The organism is Nocardia sp. MDA0666, from assembly GCF_003023875.1.
In the GTDB taxonomy this organism is placed as follows: domain Bacteria; phylum Actinomycetota; class Actinomycetes; order Mycobacteriales; family Mycobacteriaceae; genus Nocardia; species Nocardia aobensis.
Genome location: NZ_PYHT01000003.1, coordinates 1 through 15,461, shown reverse-complemented (window position 1 = coordinate 15,461; position 15,461 = coordinate 1). Strand labels below are relative to the sequence as shown.

The following is a 15,461-nucleotide window of genomic DNA, read 5'->3' as shown; positions in this document are numbered from 1 at the left end:
CAGGCTGGTCACGCATCGGCTCAGATGCGGCGGACCGTAAACCAGGGTGCGTCACGTGCAAGCAGGCGGTGATCCGACGCCTCTCCGATGCCCAGCGACCACGCCGCGCATACCCGCGCCGGATCACCCTTCTCAGCAAACAGTCAGCACGGAAACCGATCTTGATTGTCGGGCGACCGTAATGTCAGCTGATTCGCGCCCGCCCACGCCGCCGGTTCGACGCTGGGTGACGACCAAAGCAGCTGCTGAACACATCCATGTACACCCGGAAGTGCTGCGGCGCTGGAACAGAAACCGCGACAAATACCCCTGGCTACCGAAGCCGAAGCGAGTAGGAAGCGACTTCCGTTGGGACCTCGACGCCTTGGACCGAGCATTGGACGCACAAACCGACACCTGAGACGACCGGCGGCCGGGCTGTGAGCCGCGGCCGGCCGCCACGACCGATCGGAGTTCCCGGCACACCCACACTCACGCCAATCGCCCCGGGACATTGGCACGCACGAATTCTCGTCAGGGATGCATCCGGTCGTCGCCGCGATATCACACGCACATCGCCGCTGAGGCTCGACACGCGCGGCCGAGTGATCCCCGATCGCAACGGAGCCCGCGCCTTGGATGCAGTCTTGGCGGCCGCTGCGGCGATCCGCGTCGATATCGGCGGAGAACTGTCGGAGTCGACCACCGTCCGCCAACTCTGGCAGCTCTACCGCGACTACCTCGTAGAACAGGATCGAGCCGACACCACTCTCGACCGATACGACGACGTTGCCGAAAAGTTCAACGGCGCATTCGGCGAACGTCGACTCCTCGAAGTCACGACCCCATCAATCGAGGCATTCCTCAAAGATTTGGGAACCGCCAAAGGCCCCGGCACCATGCGCACCGGCCGCAACGTGCTGTCGGGCATGTTCCGCTACGCCGTCCGCAAGGGCGCACTGAGCGTCAACCCGGTTCGCGAGTCACAACTCGCCAAGAACATCGAGGCCAAGGGGCGCACCGGTGGAGCCCGAGACATCACCGTCGAGGAACTGCGCTTCATCCTCACCGCCGTGCGCACATCCGAACTCCCCTGTCCCCGAAAGCTTTCGAAGGCTGAACGCACCCGCCAGACACCGGTGAAGTCTTACACCCCGCCTACCGTCGCCGACTACTGCGAAGTAGCCGACCTCGCCGACTGGGTCACCTTGCTCGCGGCAACAGGCCTGCGCCGTAGCCAAATCCTCGGCCTGCTGTGGACAGACATCGACCTCGAACGCCGAACACTTCGGACGAGCGGGAAAGTTATTCGCATCACAGGTAAGGGTCTTCAGCGCATCGAGAAGGACGACGACCCCAAGAACCGCCGGGGAATCATCGCGTTGCCCGAGTTCGCAGTCGAGATGTTGAAGGGCCGTAGAGCCGCCCTGGCGGCCCGCAAACTGGCTTCCCCGCCCGATCCCGCGGCGGAGGTGCTCGACCTCGTCTTCCCCTCGGCAGTGTGGACGCTGCGCGATCCACAGAACGTCGGACACGAGTGGCAACGGGTCCGGGACGCACTCGGCATCCCCGACGATGTCACCGCCCACAGTTTCCGTGGCGCCGTGGCCACCATCCTCGACGATGCCGGATTATCGGCACGGGTCACTGCGGACGTCCTGATGCACGTCGATCCGGCCATGACCCAACGGCGCTATATGGCGCGCGGACGTGCCCACCAGGCTGCTGCCGATGCTCTCGATCGCGCTGTCGGCGGAACGCGTTGACCTGCGACGTCAGCCGAATTAGTTGGGAATTAGTTGTGACTTCGGCTCTCGGGGTCCGAATTACGGGAGCCGGAAACCGGCTCTACCAGAAACTATGGAGCCGCCTGGGGGAATCGAACCCCCGACCTTTTCATTACGAGTGAAGCGCTCTACCGACTGAGCTAAGGCGGCGTGCCTTTCGGCGGTGCGAGTCTATCGTCTTCGGTGACCGAACACGAAAACGGCAGGTCATCGCTGCAGCGTCGCCATGATCTCGGCCAGGCGGCGGGCCTTGGTGGTCGGGGTCCTGGCCTTCAGCAGAGGTAGGACCAGTCGGTAGCGGGCCGTTCGGTCCAGAGCGGCGAAGCGATCGGCCGTGGCGGTATCTGCGGCCAAGGCCTCGGCCAGCTGGGGCGGAACGGGTGCCGAGCGCTGGGGCGCGTAAGCGGCGTCCCAGCGACCGTCGGCGCGGGCGGCCTCGACCGCGCGGAGGCCGGGTGGGCGCATCCGGCCCGCGGCGATCAGGGCATCGGCTCGCGCGACGTTCACCTGGGACCAGGTGCTGCCGGGACGCCGGGGCGAGTAGCGCTGCAGGAACGAGCGGTCGTCGTGAGCGCGCCGGTGACCGTCGATCCAGCCGTAACACAGGGCCACCTCGGCCGCCTCGTCGATGGTGATCAGGGGTGCGGACGAGCCCTTGCGGGCGATCATCAGCCAGGCGCCGTCGTCGGTGTGGTGACCGTCGAGCCAGTCGGCCCAGGCAGCGGCATCGGGAAAGCAGTTGGCAGCAGGGAGATTTCGCACCACGGTTCGTCCTTTCGTCGAACTCCATCCTGCCCGCTGAAGTGCTCATCTTTTGAGCACTTTTCTCGATGAGATCGCCGAAAGGTCGGTCGCGCCGGTCGATCAGGCGGAGCGGGCCGCGATGAGGCCCGCGACCATCGCCGCTATGGCGAAGCGGGGCTTGACGTTCAGATCGAGGGCCTCACGGCAGGCGAGGACGGCCTCGATGGAACGCAACAGCCCCTCGGGTCGCACCTCGTCGGCCAGATCGCGGATCTGATCCGACAGGTCGGGGTGGGTCAGGGTGATCGCCGGGGACGGATTCGTGGCGGAGGTGCCGAAACGCAGGGCCAGCGCGTCGCGGTACAGGCCCGCGACATCGATCAGCGCCCGGTCGAGGGCGTCGCGGCTGGTGCGGGTCGCGCGGGATTTCTGCCGGCGCTCGAGGTCCTTCAGCACGCCCGCGGAACCGCGGGTCGCCGAGGCGGCGCCCTTCCCGGTGCCGCCGGCGCCCAACGCGGTCGCCAACTCGTCGCGTTCGCGCTCGTCCCGTTCCGCGCTGACCTGTTTGGCCTCCTCCTCGGCGGATTTGACCAGTTCGTCACCGGCCGCATAGGCGGCCGCCGGCCGAGTGACCGCCGAGACCAGCGATAACGCGCGGGTCCGGCGGGTGCGGGCCTGTTCATCGGTCGCGAGCCGGCGGGCGCGGCCAACATGTCCGCCGCTCACCGAGGCCGCCCACGTCGCCTGGTCCGGGCTGAGCCCGTCGCGCTCGCGCAGCACCTGCGCGATGGCGTCCACGGACGGCGTGACCAGGTGGACATGCCGGCAGCGGGATCGCAGCGTGACCGAGATGTCCTCCGGGTCCACCGACGGTGCGCACAGCAGGAATACGGTCCGCTCGGGCGGCTCCTCGACCACCTTCAGCAGCACGTTGCCCGCGGCCTCGGTCAATCGGTCGGCATCCTCGATCACCACCACCTGCCACCGCCCGGTGCTGGGACGCCGGGCCGCGATCTGCACGATCTCCCGCATTTCCTTGGTGCCGATGCTCAGCCCCTCCGGGATCACCCGCCGGACATCGCCGTGGGTACCGGCCATGGTGGTGGTGCACGCATGGCAGTGACCGCAGCCCGGCATGCCCTCGGCCGTACATTGCAGTGCGGCCGCGAAGCACAGTGCCGCAACGGATCTGCCGGATCCGGGCGGACCGGTGAACAGCCAGGAGTGCGTCATCGCCGAGGACGCGATCCCGGTGCGCGCCGCCACGGCGGCAGCGGTCAACTCGGACTCGACCGAGTCCTGGCCCACGAGCCGATCGAAGACACCTGCCACGCGCTACACCCTAATCGGCCGCACCGACAAGCCGACCGGCACCGAGCAGCCGCCTACGACGACGCGCCTGCAACGACGCCGCCCGCTACGACTCGGCCGTCGACTTCGCCGCGGCCTTCTTCGCGGGCGCCTTCTTGGCCGCCGTCTTCTTCGCAGTCGTCTTCTTCGCGGCCGCGGTGGTCTTCTTGGCCGTCGACTTCGCCGCGGTCTTCTTGGCGGGCGCCTTCTTCGCGGTCTTCTTGGCCGCCTTCTTCACCGGTCCCTTGGCCCGGCGATCGGCGAGCAGTTCGGAGGCCCGCTCATCGGTGATCGACTCCACCTCGTCGCCCTTGCGCAGGCTGGCATTGGTTTCGCCGTCGGTGACGTACGGACCGAACCGCCCGTCCTTGATCACCATCGGCTTGCCGGTGGCGGAATCGTTGCCCATCTCCCGCAGCGGCGCCGCACTCGCCGCCTGGCGTCCGCGCCGCTTGGGTTCGGCGTAGATCTTCAATGCCTCGTCCAAGGTCACGGTGAAGATCTGGTCCTCGGTGGCCAGCGAGCGAGAGTCCGTGCCCTTCTTCAGATACGGGCCGTAGCGGCCGTTCTGCGCGGTGATCTCGTCGCCCGATTCGGGATCCTTGCCGACCACCCGAGGCAGCGACAGCAGTTTCAGCGCGTCCTCGAGGGTGATGGTCGACAGATCCATCGACTTGAGCAGCGAGCCGGTCCGCGGTTTGGGTGCGGCTGCCTTCTTGGCGCCTTTCTTGGCGTCGAGGTCGGCCTCGGGCTCGGGCAGGATTTCGGTGACGTACGGCCCGAAGCGGCCCTCCTTGGCCACGATCCGATGCCCGGTTTCGGGATCCACACCGAGCGAGCGTCCCTCCTGCGGGGTCGCGAACAGCTTCTCCGCGACCTCGGGTGTCAACTCGTCCGGCGGCAGATCGTCGGGCAGATTGGCGCGCTGGGAAACCGGATCGCCATCCGGATCGTCCGGGTTCTGAACCATGCGCTCCAGATACGGACCGAAGCGCCCGACCCGGACCACGATGTCGCGGTCCTGGTCGTCGGTGAACATCTTGATCGAGTTGACCTCACGGGCATCGATATCGTCGAGCCGCTCACCGACCATCCGCTTCAGACCGCCGGAGCGTGCCACCGACCCCTCGGCGCCGTGGTCACCACCGAAGTAGAAGCTGGTCAGCCAGTTTCCGCGCTGCTCGCGACCGCCGGCGATGGCGTCGAGATCGTCTTCCATCGCCGCGGTGAAGTCGAAGTCGACCAGGCGGCCGAAGTACTCCTCCAACAGCCCGACCACCGCGAACGCCACCCAGGACGGCACCAGCGCACTACCGCGTTTGTAGACGTAGCCGCGGTCCAGGATGGTCTTGATGATCGAGGCGTAGGTCGACGGGCGGCCGATACCCAGTTCCTCGAGCGCCTTGATCAACGAGGCCTCGTTGTAGCGCGGGGGCGGGTTGGTGGTGTGGCCGTCGGGCGTCAACTCGGTGGCGTTGACGTTCTGGCCCTCGGTCAGCGCGGGCAGCCGCGATTCCGCATCGTCGGACTGACCGCCCGCATCCTCGTCGACACTTTCCACATAGGCCTTGAGGAAGCCCGCGAAGGTGATGGTGCGTCCGGACGCGGAGAACACGCATTCCTCGCCGGTGCCGGCGCGGCCGGTGATCCGGACCGTCAGCGTGGTGCCGCGCGCGTCGGCCATCTGCGAGGCGACCGTGCGCTGCCAGATCAGCTCGTAGAGCCGGAATTCGTCCTGATCCAGCCGGGCGTGCAGCTGGCCCGGAGTGGCGAACGTGTCACCGGCGGGCCGGATCGCCTCGTGCGCCTCCTGCGCGTTCTTGACCTTGCGGGTGTACTGCCGCGGCGTCGGATGGACGAACTCCGGGCCGTACAGCTGGGTCGCCTGCGCGCGCGCCGCGCTGATCGCCGACTCCGACAGCGTCGTGGAGTCGGTACGCATATAGGTGATGTAGCCGTTCTCGTACAGCCGCTGCGCCACGCGCATCGTGCGCTCGGAACCGAACCGGAGTTTGCGCGCGGCCTCCTGCTGCAGCGTCGAGGTCATGAAGGGGGCATAAGGCCGCCGGGTGTACGGCTTGGACTCGACCGAGGTGACCTGGAAATCGGCCTTCTCCAGCCCCGCGGCCAGCCGCCGTGCCGCGGCCTCGTCGAGGACGGTGACACCGTTGCGAGTCTTGAGCTGACCGTCGGATCCGAAATCCCGGCCGCCCGCGACGCGGGAACCGTCGACGGTGACCAGCCGCGCACCGAAGATCCGGGGGTTGGCCTCATCGCTCTCCCGGCCGCCGGCGTCGAATTTCGCCGCGATGTCCCAGTACTCCGCGGAACGGAACGCGATGCGCTCCCGCTCGCGCTGCACGACGATCCGGGTCGCCACCGACTGCACCCGGCCCGCCGACAGCCGCGGCATGACCTTCTTCCACAGCACGGGGCTGACCTCGTAGCCGTAGAGGCGGTCGAGGATGCGCCGGGTTTCCTGGGCGTCGACCAAGTCGTTGTCGAGTTCGCGGGTATCGGCCGCGGCGGCGCGAATGGCCGGCTCGGTGATTTCGTGGAACACCATGCGCCGGACCGGAATCTTCGGCTTCAGCGTCTCGAGCAGGTGCCAGGCGATGGCCTCGCCCTCGCGGTCGGGGTCGGTGGCCAGAAAGAGTTCGTCGGCATCGCGCAGCAGCGTCTTCAGCTCCGAGACCTTGGCCTTCTTGTCCGGACTGACGACATAGATCGGCTCGAAATCGTGGTCGACGTCGACACCCAGCCGAGCCCAGGACTGGCCTTTGTATTTGGCCGGCACATCCGCGGCACCACGCGGAAGATCCCGGATATGGCCGACGGACGCCTCGACCGTATAACCGCGGCCCAGATAGGGCGCGATCTTGCGGGCCTTGGTCGGCGACTCGACGATGACGAGACGACGCAGGGGACGCCCCCGGCCGGCTGCGGCCGCATCGGGCCCGGCGGAAGCCGCATCGGGAGTCGGCGATGCACCGCGGTCTCGTGTTGCCACCGGCGAACACACCTTTCCTGTCGACCCGCGCGGCGCAGGCGCGCGGCGCGCGGCTGGGGCAAGAGGGAGAGACGAATGTCTCCCGCCAGAGACGTTTATACCGTGTTTCGCTGTCGTGGAGTCCGCACTGCGGACCCGCGACCCAGGAGTCTCGGCTGTTCTGCGCGGCACTTCCCCGTGGGTACCGTCCGAACCGAAATGGCTGCGAACTGCAGAAAAACCCCCTTGTGGGCAACTCGATCAGATCGAAAAGCCCCGGTTTTCGATCGAGTCTACTTCCCCCGCATATGACTCGTCCCTCACCGCGTGCTCGCGGTGAGGGACGAGATCAGACCTTGTTGGGTTACTCGCTCAGCTGAGCGCGCGAACTCCGGTGGCCTGCGGGCCCTTGGTGCCCTGGCCGACCTCGAATTCGACCTTCTGGTTCTCCTCGAGGGTGCGGAAGCCCGAACCCTGAATCTCGGAGTAGTGGACGAAGACGTCAGCGGAGCCGTCCTCGGGCGCGATGAAGCCGAACCCCTTCTCCGCGTTGAACCACTTCACAGTTCCCTGTGCCATTCTGTTCCTTCTCTTTCCATACCGGAACGGCGGACAAGTTAGGTTGGTCCACCGGGTCCGTTCCGACCGCTGTACTCTGTTCCCCCTGCAGGAAGCTTCAAGCACACCGTTCGCAACATCGATCCTGCTGATGGTTTGGACCTTTGATCCGTTCCCTCGAACACAGAAGCTTGCGACCGAGAACTAGTGAACCATGTCCGCGCGCAATTCGACAGCCGAGTTACCGACAATTTGCAAAAAAGATGATCTTGCGAATGTGCAGGTGAGGGGCACAATGCCCAAATCCAAACTTGAAGTAGGTTTGCTTAGCGATAACCGAGCGAGCGTCAGGCAAACAGACTGTGACGCAGGTCGCTACTCGGTAGTGAATTGGCAGCTCGGGCGAGCACGGCACACACGGTTCACACTTTCTTCGCGTCGTACGGTCTCGGTCCGATGAATCCGAAAGGCCCGACACCCGACGCCGCCCGCACCGAGACGATCAGCTACGGGGGATCGTTGCTGAATCGTGTCCTTTTCGGAGTGCCGGATGCGGAAAGTCGTATCACCCATGTGACCGAACTTCCGGCCCGCGCGGCGCGCACCAGCGGATGGCCTTCCTGGGCCGCCCCGGAAGTGGTCGACGCGCTGCGGAAATCCGGTGTCGAAGCACCGTGGACACATCAGATCCGCACCGCGGAACTGGCCGCGGAGGGCACCCACGTCGTCGTGTGCACCGGGACGGCCTCGGGCAAATCCCTGGGTTATCAGCTGCCGGTGTTGACCGACCTGCGGCGGGATCCGCGAGCGACCGCTCTGTATATATCGCCGACCAAAGCGCTCGGGGCCGATCAATTCCGCGCGGCCGCGCAGCTCACCCATGCCGGCAGCCTGCGCGATATCCATCCGGCCACCTACGACGGCGATACTCCGCCCGAGGTCAGGCAGTGGGTCCGGGCGAACGCGCGGTGGTTGTTCACCAATCCCGACATGCTGCACATCGGCATCCTGCGGGCCCACCAGCGCTGGGCTCGGATGCTGCGGCGGCTGCGCTATGTGGTGGTCGACGAATGCCACGCCTATCGAGGTGTATTCGGGTCCCAGGTCGCGATGGTGCTGCGCCGGCTGCGACGGCTGGCCGCACATTACGGCGCGAATCCGACCTTCGTCCTGTGCTCGGCGACCAGCGCGGATCCGGCCGCGGCCGCCGAACGGCTGATCGGTGCGCCGGTGACCGCGGTAACCGATGACGGTTCGCCGCAGGGCGCGCGGACGGTCGCCCTGTGGGAGCCTCCGCTGCTCGGCGACCTCGGCGGTGAGAACGGCGCACCGGTGCGGCGGGCGGCCACCACGGAGGCGGCCCGGATCATGACCGACCTGGTCGTCGAGGGTGCGCGGACATTGACCTTCGTTCGCTCCCGCCGGGCCGCCGAGGTCGTCGCCATCGATGTGCAGCGCATGCTGGCCGAGGTGGATCCGTCGCTGGCCGGGCGCGTGGCGGCCTACCGGGCCGGATACCTGGCCGAGGACCGGCGCGAATTGGAGAACGGCCTGGCGGACGGGTCGCTGCTGGGCGCGGCCACCACGACCGCACTCGAACTGGGCGTCGACATCGCCGGGCTGGATGCCGTGGTGATGGCGGGTTTTCCGGGAACCGTCGCCTCGTTCTGGCAGCAGGCGGGGCGGGCCGGACGCCGTACCCAGGGCTCGCTGGTGCTGCTGGTGGCCCGCGACGATCCGCTCGACACCTATCTCGTCCATCACCCACACGCCCTGCTGGACAAGCCGGTCGAGGCGACCATCACCGATCCGCACAATCCCTACGTCGCCGGACCACATCTGCTGTGCGCGGCCTGCGAACACCCCCTGACCGACGCCGAGCTGGACGACCTCGGCGTCCGGGACATGGCCGCCGACCTCGCCGCGCAGGGGCTGATCAAGCGCCGGGAGAACGGCGGTGGACCGGCCCGCTGGTATCCCACCTCGAGCGCCTATCCGCACGACGACGTCGATGTCCGGGGCGGAATCGGCTCCCAGATCGCGATCGTCGACGCGACCAGCGGCAGGCTGCTGGGCAGCGCGGATTCCGGGCGGGCGCCCGCGACGCTGCACGCCGGTGCCGTACATCTACATCAGGGCGAGACCTACGTGGTCGACGAACTGGACCTCGAGGCCGGAGTCGCGTTCGTCCACGCCGAGCAGCCCGGTTGGACCACCAGTGCCCGGATGGTCACCTCGGTCGCGATCGACGAGCGCACGCACGAGCAGGTATACGGCCGCGTCACCGCCGCACTGGCCCGAGTCCGGGTAACCCGCCAGGTGGTCGGTTATCTGCGCACCCTTCCCAGCGGAGAGGTCCTCGACCTCATCGAACTCGACATGCCCGAGCAGACGCTGCCGACCCAGGCCGTGTTCTACACCGTCACGCCCCGACTGCTGGTCGCGGCGGGGATCGAGCCACGCCGCGTGGCCGGCGCCCTGCACGCCGCCGAGCATGCCGCGATCGGGATGTTGCCGCTGGTCGCGAGCTGTGACCGGTGGGATGTGGGCGGCGTGTCCATCGCCGAGCACCCCGATACCGGGCTGCCCACCGTCTTCGTCTACGACGGCCATCGCGGCGGAGCCGGATTCGCCGAGCGCGGCTTCGCCCGCTTGCGGACCTGGTTGGCGGCCACCCGCGCGGCCATCGCCTCCTGTTCGTGCCCACAGGGCTGCCCCTCGTGCGTCCAATCCCCGAAATGCGGCAACGGAAATTCCCCGTTGGACAAGCAAGGCGCGGCCGCCCTGCTGACGGCCGTCCTCTCCGATCTGCCCGACGAGGCGCCGATCTGACCCGCGGGCCCAACATTGCAGGCCATGACCTGCTCGAATCCGTTTCGTGACGATGCGGACACCGTCGGTAGACGTGGACGCCTCCCGGACCGACGGGCCGCGCCCCGGATTCGGCGCCGACTGCCCGCTGCCTGAATAAAGAGGAAGTCGATCATGTTAACCGGCGCATTGCCCTAGCGAATAACGGCCATGTGCGCATTCACATGTCTGCATTTATCGGAATCCCGCAGCGCCGAATGCTTGCACAATTGGGCCCGCCGAATTGAATGCCGGCCGAATGGGAAATCCACGATACTTACCGCTCCATACTGTGGCTCGGGTCACCCATTCTTTCTCACACCAACCGTCCGGTATTCATGATCGTTTTCCCGCACTCACCGGACCGGCTCGCGCGACCGCCACAACTGATCGCTTGCCCAAAAGAGCGAGCGGCACCGAACCGTCGATGGTTACCGTCACATCCCAATCCCGGATCGCACACGCACGTAGCCGCATCCGCATTCGCCGCACCACCGAATCCGCTTGTTCACAGGCCGCCTCGGCGCCGGAATCCAGTGCATCCGCTGCGGCCAATGCCGCCGAATCGGCGGCACTCTGCGCCAGGTGGCGTGCGCACACCACAGCCGCGAACTGCACGATCACGATCGTCACTACCAGCAGTGCGGTGAGCGCCAGACATGCGGTGACCGTGGCGCCCCCGTCGCACCCGCGGCAGCGGCACGCGGCCGGCGCCATCGCGCCCCGCGCCGGTCCGTCCGCGGTCATCGCGGCTCTCCCGGTTCACGCACGGCGAACGCCTCGGCCCGTAACCGCAGCATGGGCAGCAGCGGCGCCCGCGCACGAACGACGGCGACGATCCGGTCGCCCTCCGCACGCACCTCGATATCGGCGCCGGGCGGTGCCACCCGCTGTGCCGCCGGCAGAGCTTCCGCCTCGGCGCCGCGCGCCGTGAGACGAGCCGCTTCGCGAGCGGCGTCGATACAGCGGATCTGCATCGACGCCGCCAGCAACGCTCCCAGGCAGAGCACGACGACCACGACCACCGCCGCCAGCGCGATCGCCGCCTCGACCGTGACCGCACCCCGCTCGCTCGTGCGGGCCGACCTCATACGGTGGTGTTCAGCGCCCTGTCGATGATCTTGGTCAGCGCGTTGACGATGGAGTCGCCGGTCACCACGGTGTAGAGCACCGCCCCGAACGCCGCCGCGGCGATCGTTCCGATGGCGTATTCGGCGGTACTCATCCCGTCGTCGGTCACCGCTACCTGGATCAGCCGCGAACGTAGTTCTCGCACAACCGATTGCGTTGCCGCCAACATCGGTCTCCCCTTTCTCTACGGTCGGCGCGGCGGATCCGCACCGAGTCTCTCGTGTGGTCACCACAACCCACCGCCGAGTACTCGACCGGCCAGTCCGGCGACCACCGGAACGATGCCGAGACAGACGAAAGCCGGCAGGAAGCACAGCCCGAGCGGGCCGCTGATGAGTACGCCCGCGCGTTCCGCACGCGCGGCGGCCGCATCCTCGACCGCCGCGCGGCACTTCTCGGCGAGTTCGGAGACCGCACCGGTCAGGGCCGCACCGGAGCGGGCCGAACGGCGCACCAGCCGGGCGAGCGCGGACATCTCCGCCCCGGGCGCTTCCCGGGCCGCTCGCTCCCATGCGGTGACCGGATCCGCGCCCAGCGCCAGCAGATCCGCCGCCCGGCGCAGTGCCGAGGCGAAGGGTTCCGGGGCGATCGGGGCCACCGCGCGCGCCGCCGTGGCGGTCGGCAGACCCGCCCGCAGACACGAGGCGAGCAGATCGAGGGCCGAGGCCACCGCCAGCGGGTCACCAGCGGCCGGGCGCAGGTCCTGCCGCGGCATGGGTGATGCTCCGCGGGCCGCGCGGAGGCGGGCGACCGGTGTGATCCGGCCCGGAAGGGCCAGCAGCGCGGCACCGGAACAGAGCAGTGCCATCGGAAGGCCGCTCATACCGATACCCGCCGCGTGATGGCATCCGCCCACAGCAATCCCACGCCGATCAGTCCGGCGCCCACGGGAAAGACGATGGTTCCGACCCCTCGGCTCATCAGCACCTGCAGCGGGTGCGCGCCCATCAACTGTCCGAGCGCGATGCCCAGGAGCGGAAGTCCGGCCAGCACCGCGGCGCTGGCACGCGCACCCGCCAGCGCGGCGGTCGTGCGGTCGCTGAATCGCATCCGCCCGGCCAGGTCGTCGCGGGCCGCGGTCAACAGTTCGGCCAATGCCAGGCCGTGCCGCTCCGCCACCTCCCAGGCGTCCGCGACACGATCGAGTTCGCTTGTGACGGCGCAGGGGCGGCCGCGCAATCCGTCCGCGGCCGAGCCACCGAGCCGGGCCCGGGCGGCACTCACCGCGAAGGCCGCTCCGACGGCTCCGCCGATCTCCGCCGCGGCGACCGCGGCGGCAGCGCTGGGATGCGCTCCGGTGCGCAGTTCACCGACCACCACTTCCAGCCCGTCCAGCAGTTTCCGGCATTCGCCGTCGTGGCGGCGTTCCTCGCGGCGGTTCTTCGCGCGCACGGTCAACGTGGTGGCGAACACCGCGGCCGCACCCGCGACCCCGGGACCGAAGACGACCGCCGCCACCACCGCCGAAGCCATCACGCCGCGAATGATCCAGCGGCTCCGAATATTTCGCTTCTCAGTCGGCCGTCCATACAGAGCACCCAGCCGGTGCCGCCGGGTCGGGGTCGGCAGGAGCAGCAAGGCTCCCGCGCCGCACAACAGACTTACCGTCATTGCCGGGACCGTTCGTCCAGCAACCGATGCAGGGCGGTATTCGCCGGTGTTGCAACGACATCCGCCGACCAGGCGGTCTCGATGCGCACACCGGCCTCTCCGTCACGGGTCACCAGTCCGATTTCCTGCAGGACTCGCCCGCCGTCGGACCGGCGCCGCATGGCGAGCACGACCTGGACCGCCGCGGCGAGCTGACTGTGCAGCCCCGCACGTCCCATTCCGCCCAGTGCCGCAAGGGCTTCCAGTCGGGCGGGCACCTCGCGGGGCGAGTTCGCATGGACCGTTCCGGCGCCCCCGTCGTGTCCGGTGTTCAGCGCGGTGAGCAGGTCCACCACCTCGGCCCCGCGCACCTCCCCGATGACGATCCGATCCGGCCGCATTCGCAGCGCCTGCCGGACCAGGTCCCGAACCGTGATGGCACCTATGCCCTCCACATTGGCGATGCGCGCGACCAGCCGGACGACATGCGGATGCGGCGGCGACAGTTCGGCGGCATCCTCGACGCACACGATCCGCTCGGTGGGGTCGACATGCGCCAGCAGAGCCGACAGCAGCGTGGTCTTCCCGGCGCCGGTGCCGCCGACGACCAGAAACGCGAGCCGCGCGCGAATGATCTTCTCCAGCAGCCGTTCCGACTCCGGCGTCAGCGTGCCGGAGGTGGTCAGCCCGCGCAGGCTGTGCCCGACCGGACGCAGGACACGCAGTGAGATACACGTTCCGCCCTGCGCGATGGGCGCGAGGACCGCGTGCAACCGGACTCCGAAGCTCTCGCCGGGCGCTCGCTCGTATTCCGGCAACCGCCCGTCGACCCATGGTTGCGCGTCGTCGAGCCTGCGACCGGCGGCGAGCGCCAGGCGCTGAGCCAGCCGCCGGACCGCCGCTTCGTCCGGGAAGCGGATCGAGGTGCGTTCCAGACCGCTCCCGCGGTCGATCCACACCGCATCGGGTGCGGTCACCAGCACATCGGAGACCAGGGCATCATGCAGCAGCGGTTCCAGCGCGCCGGCGCCGGTCATCTCCGTCTGCAGCAGACGCAGTGCGCGCAGCAGGTCCGTATCGCCGAGGACGCGGCCGGCTTCGGCTCGGATGGCGGCGGCCAGACGTGCCGGATCGTGTTCACCGGGCTGGGCGGCCAGTCGCTCCCGCACCCGGTCGAGGAGTTCGGTGCTCACCACGCCGCTCATCGAGCACCGTCCGGCAGTGCGGACAGCACCGACTCCGCCCCGGCGAACAGCGGGCCGCGGCCGAGCGTCAGGCCGCCGCGTTCCAGAGTGCCCGCGAGCCCGGGTTGAGCGCGCATGGCGGCCAGCAGCGGCAGCCCCAATGCCTCCGCGATGTCTCGTCCGCGCAGCCCGCCGGGCGCCGGTCCTCGAACGACCAAGGCCTGGTTGGGATTTCGACGACGAACATCCGCGACGACGGCCCCCGCGGCAGCCACCGCGCGCAACCGGGCCGGCGCCACGAAGACGACGAGATCGGCGGCGTCGAGGAGATGAGCGGTATGTGGGCCCCTGCTGCCGGAGATATCGCACACCACCAGATCACCGGCGCCGCGGCCGGCCTCGACGACGGCGCGGGCCGCACCGGTGCCGATGTCGTCCGGTCCGGAACCGGCCGGTCTGCTGCACGCCAGGACACCGAGTCCCGGTGCCGCGGCGGGTAGTGCGTCGTGCAGGGCTTGCGCGGCCACTCGGCCGTCCTCGACGGAGAGGTCGGGCCAGCGCAGTCCCGGCACCGACTCGATACCCAGCAGCAGATCGATGCCGCCGCCGAGCGGGTCGCCGTCGACGAGCAGGATCTGCGGCCGGAACCGCCGGGCCGCAGCCGTCAAGGCCAGTGCCGCGGCGAAGACCGAGGCCCCGGCACCGCCCCCTGCGCCGACGACGGCCAGGACGAGTCCGTCGCCGGGATCGCGCCAGGCAAAGGCGGCGAAGGCCTCGATCAGCGTCTCGGTGTTGCCCGGCAGCGCGATGACCTGCTCGGCGCCGACCGCCGCGGCGGCCTGCCAATGGTCGAGATCCGGTTCACCGGCGCCGACCAGCACCACGCCCGAGCGGCGCGGATATCCGGCGTCGGCGCAGGTACGCGCCGCCGCGAGGTCGATGATCACCAGCGCTGCCGCGGCCCAGGCATGCCTGCCGACGGGCATCGAGCGTTCGTCCAGGCCGCGGTCGGCGGCGGCCGCGATGCGACGCACTTCGTCGCGCAACCGGAGGTCGCCTACCGACACCAGCGCCGGAGGAGGAACTGCTGCAACGGAATTCATGTCCGCCAGCCTCACCCGGTTCGGCCGGGCGAACCAGGGTCCGAACGCCGAATGTGGACAACTCGCGGGCTGTGGATAAACACTGCACGCCGAGTAACAGCTGAACGGTCCGGAAATAGAGGACGGCCCCAGCCGGGGGGGGAGGAGGCTGGGGCCGTCGGCTGTCTCTTATACACATCTCCGAGCCCACGAGACC

The 15,461-nt window shown here is 68.6% G+C and carries 13 protein-coding genes and 1 tRNA gene; 2 read left to right on the top strand and 12 right to left on the bottom strand.

The window, feature by feature from the left end; genetic code table 11:
- Positions 1 to 446: 446 nt before the first annotated feature.
- Positions 447 to 1,745, top strand: coding sequence for a tyrosine recombinase XerC (xerC, locus tag C8258_RS06385; RefSeq protein ID WP_233224936.1), 1,299 nt, complete (start codon positions 447 to 449; stop codon positions 1,743 to 1,745).
- A gap of 95 nt (positions 1,746 to 1,840) precedes the next feature.
- On the opposite strand, the gene C8258_RS06380 is transcribed toward xerC, so the two are convergent.
- The 5 genes from C8258_RS06380 to C8258_RS06360 all read right to left on the bottom strand — a co-directional run bounded on the left by C8258_RS06380 (position 1,841) and on the right by C8258_RS06360 (position 7,428).
- Positions 1,841 to 1,916, bottom strand: a tRNA-Thr gene (locus C8258_RS06380).
- 57 nt (positions 1,917 to 1,973) lie between these two features.
- A complete protein-coding gene (locus C8258_RS06375) occupies positions 1,974 to 2,531 on the bottom strand; it encodes a YdeI family protein (protein ID WP_233224912.1) in 558 nt (185 codons plus the stop codon).
- Positions 2,532 to 2,630: 99 nt separating this feature from the next.
- On the bottom strand, positions 2,631 to 3,842 hold the full coding sequence (locus C8258_RS06370; RefSeq protein WP_106954392.1) for a DNA polymerase III subunit delta': 1,212 nt from the start codon (positions 3,840 to 3,842) through the stop codon (positions 2,631 to 2,633).
- Between the two features lie 85 nt (positions 3,843 to 3,927).
- The gene (gene topA / locus C8258_RS06365; protein ID WP_063007037.1) at positions 3,928 to 6,783 is read right to left on the bottom strand and encodes a type I DNA topoisomerase; all 2,856 of its coding nucleotides are present in this window, start codon (positions 6,781 to 6,783) and stop codon (positions 3,928 to 3,930) included.
- Between the two features lie 438 nt (positions 6,784 to 7,221).
- The gene (locus C8258_RS06360; RefSeq protein ID WP_011206895.1) at positions 7,222 to 7,428 is read right to left on the bottom strand and encodes a cold-shock protein; all 207 of its coding nucleotides are present in this window, start codon (positions 7,426 to 7,428) and stop codon (positions 7,222 to 7,224) included.
- 435 nt (positions 7,429 to 7,863) lie between these two features.
- Here C8258_RS06360 and C8258_RS06355 point away from each other — a divergent pair, with 435 nt between their 5' ends.
- Positions 7,864 to 10,239, top strand: a complete 2,376-nt coding sequence (locus C8258_RS06355; protein WP_106954391.1) for a DEAD/DEAH box helicase — start codon at positions 7,864 to 7,866, stop codon at positions 10,237 to 10,239.
- 354 nt (positions 10,240 to 10,593) lie between these two features.
- Here the strand turns inward: C8258_RS06355 and C8258_RS06350 are convergent, their stop codons facing one another.
- The 7 genes from C8258_RS06350 to ssd form a co-directional block, all read right to left on the bottom strand.
- Positions 10,594 to 11,004: an Rv3654c family TadE-like protein gene (locus C8258_RS06350; RefSeq protein ID WP_369974713.1), complete on the bottom strand. Its 411-nt coding sequence runs from the start codon at positions 11,002 to 11,004 to the stop codon at positions 10,594 to 10,596.
- Positions 11,001 to 11,348 (bottom strand): TadE family type IV pilus minor pilin, encoded by a 348-nt coding sequence (locus C8258_RS06345; protein WP_106954390.1) that lies wholly within the window; start codon positions 11,346 to 11,348, stop codon positions 11,001 to 11,003. The genes C8258_RS06350 and C8258_RS06345 overlap by 4 nt, the downstream gene beginning before the upstream one ends.
- The gene (locus C8258_RS06340) at positions 11,345 to 11,557 is read right to left on the bottom strand and encodes a DUF4244 domain-containing protein (protein WP_062962155.1); all 213 of its coding nucleotides are present in this window, start codon (positions 11,555 to 11,557) and stop codon (positions 11,345 to 11,347) included. Before C8258_RS06340 ends, C8258_RS06345 begins: the two co-directional genes overlap by 4 nt.
- Positions 11,558 to 11,614: 57 nt before the next feature.
- Positions 11,615 to 12,211, bottom strand: coding sequence for a type II secretion system F family protein (locus C8258_RS06335; RefSeq protein WP_106954389.1), 597 nt, complete (start codon positions 12,209 to 12,211; stop codon positions 11,615 to 11,617).
- Positions 12,208 to 12,861, bottom strand: coding sequence for a type II secretion system F family protein (locus tag C8258_RS06330; RefSeq protein ID WP_369974724.1), 654 nt, complete (start codon positions 12,859 to 12,861; stop codon positions 12,208 to 12,210). The genes C8258_RS06335 and C8258_RS06330 overlap by 4 nt, the downstream gene beginning before the upstream one ends.
- Before the next feature lie 134 nt (positions 12,862 to 12,995).
- A complete protein-coding gene (locus C8258_RS06325; RefSeq protein WP_106954387.1) occupies positions 12,996 to 14,183 on the bottom strand; it encodes a TadA family conjugal transfer-associated ATPase in 1,188 nt (395 codons plus the stop codon).
- Positions 14,180 to 15,265, bottom strand: coding sequence for a septum site-determining protein Ssd (ssd, locus tag C8258_RS06320; RefSeq protein WP_106954386.1), 1,086 nt, complete (start codon positions 15,263 to 15,265; stop codon positions 14,180 to 14,182). The genes C8258_RS06325 and ssd overlap by 4 nt, the downstream gene beginning before the upstream one ends.
- Positions 15,266 to 15,461: the final 196 nt, after the last annotated feature.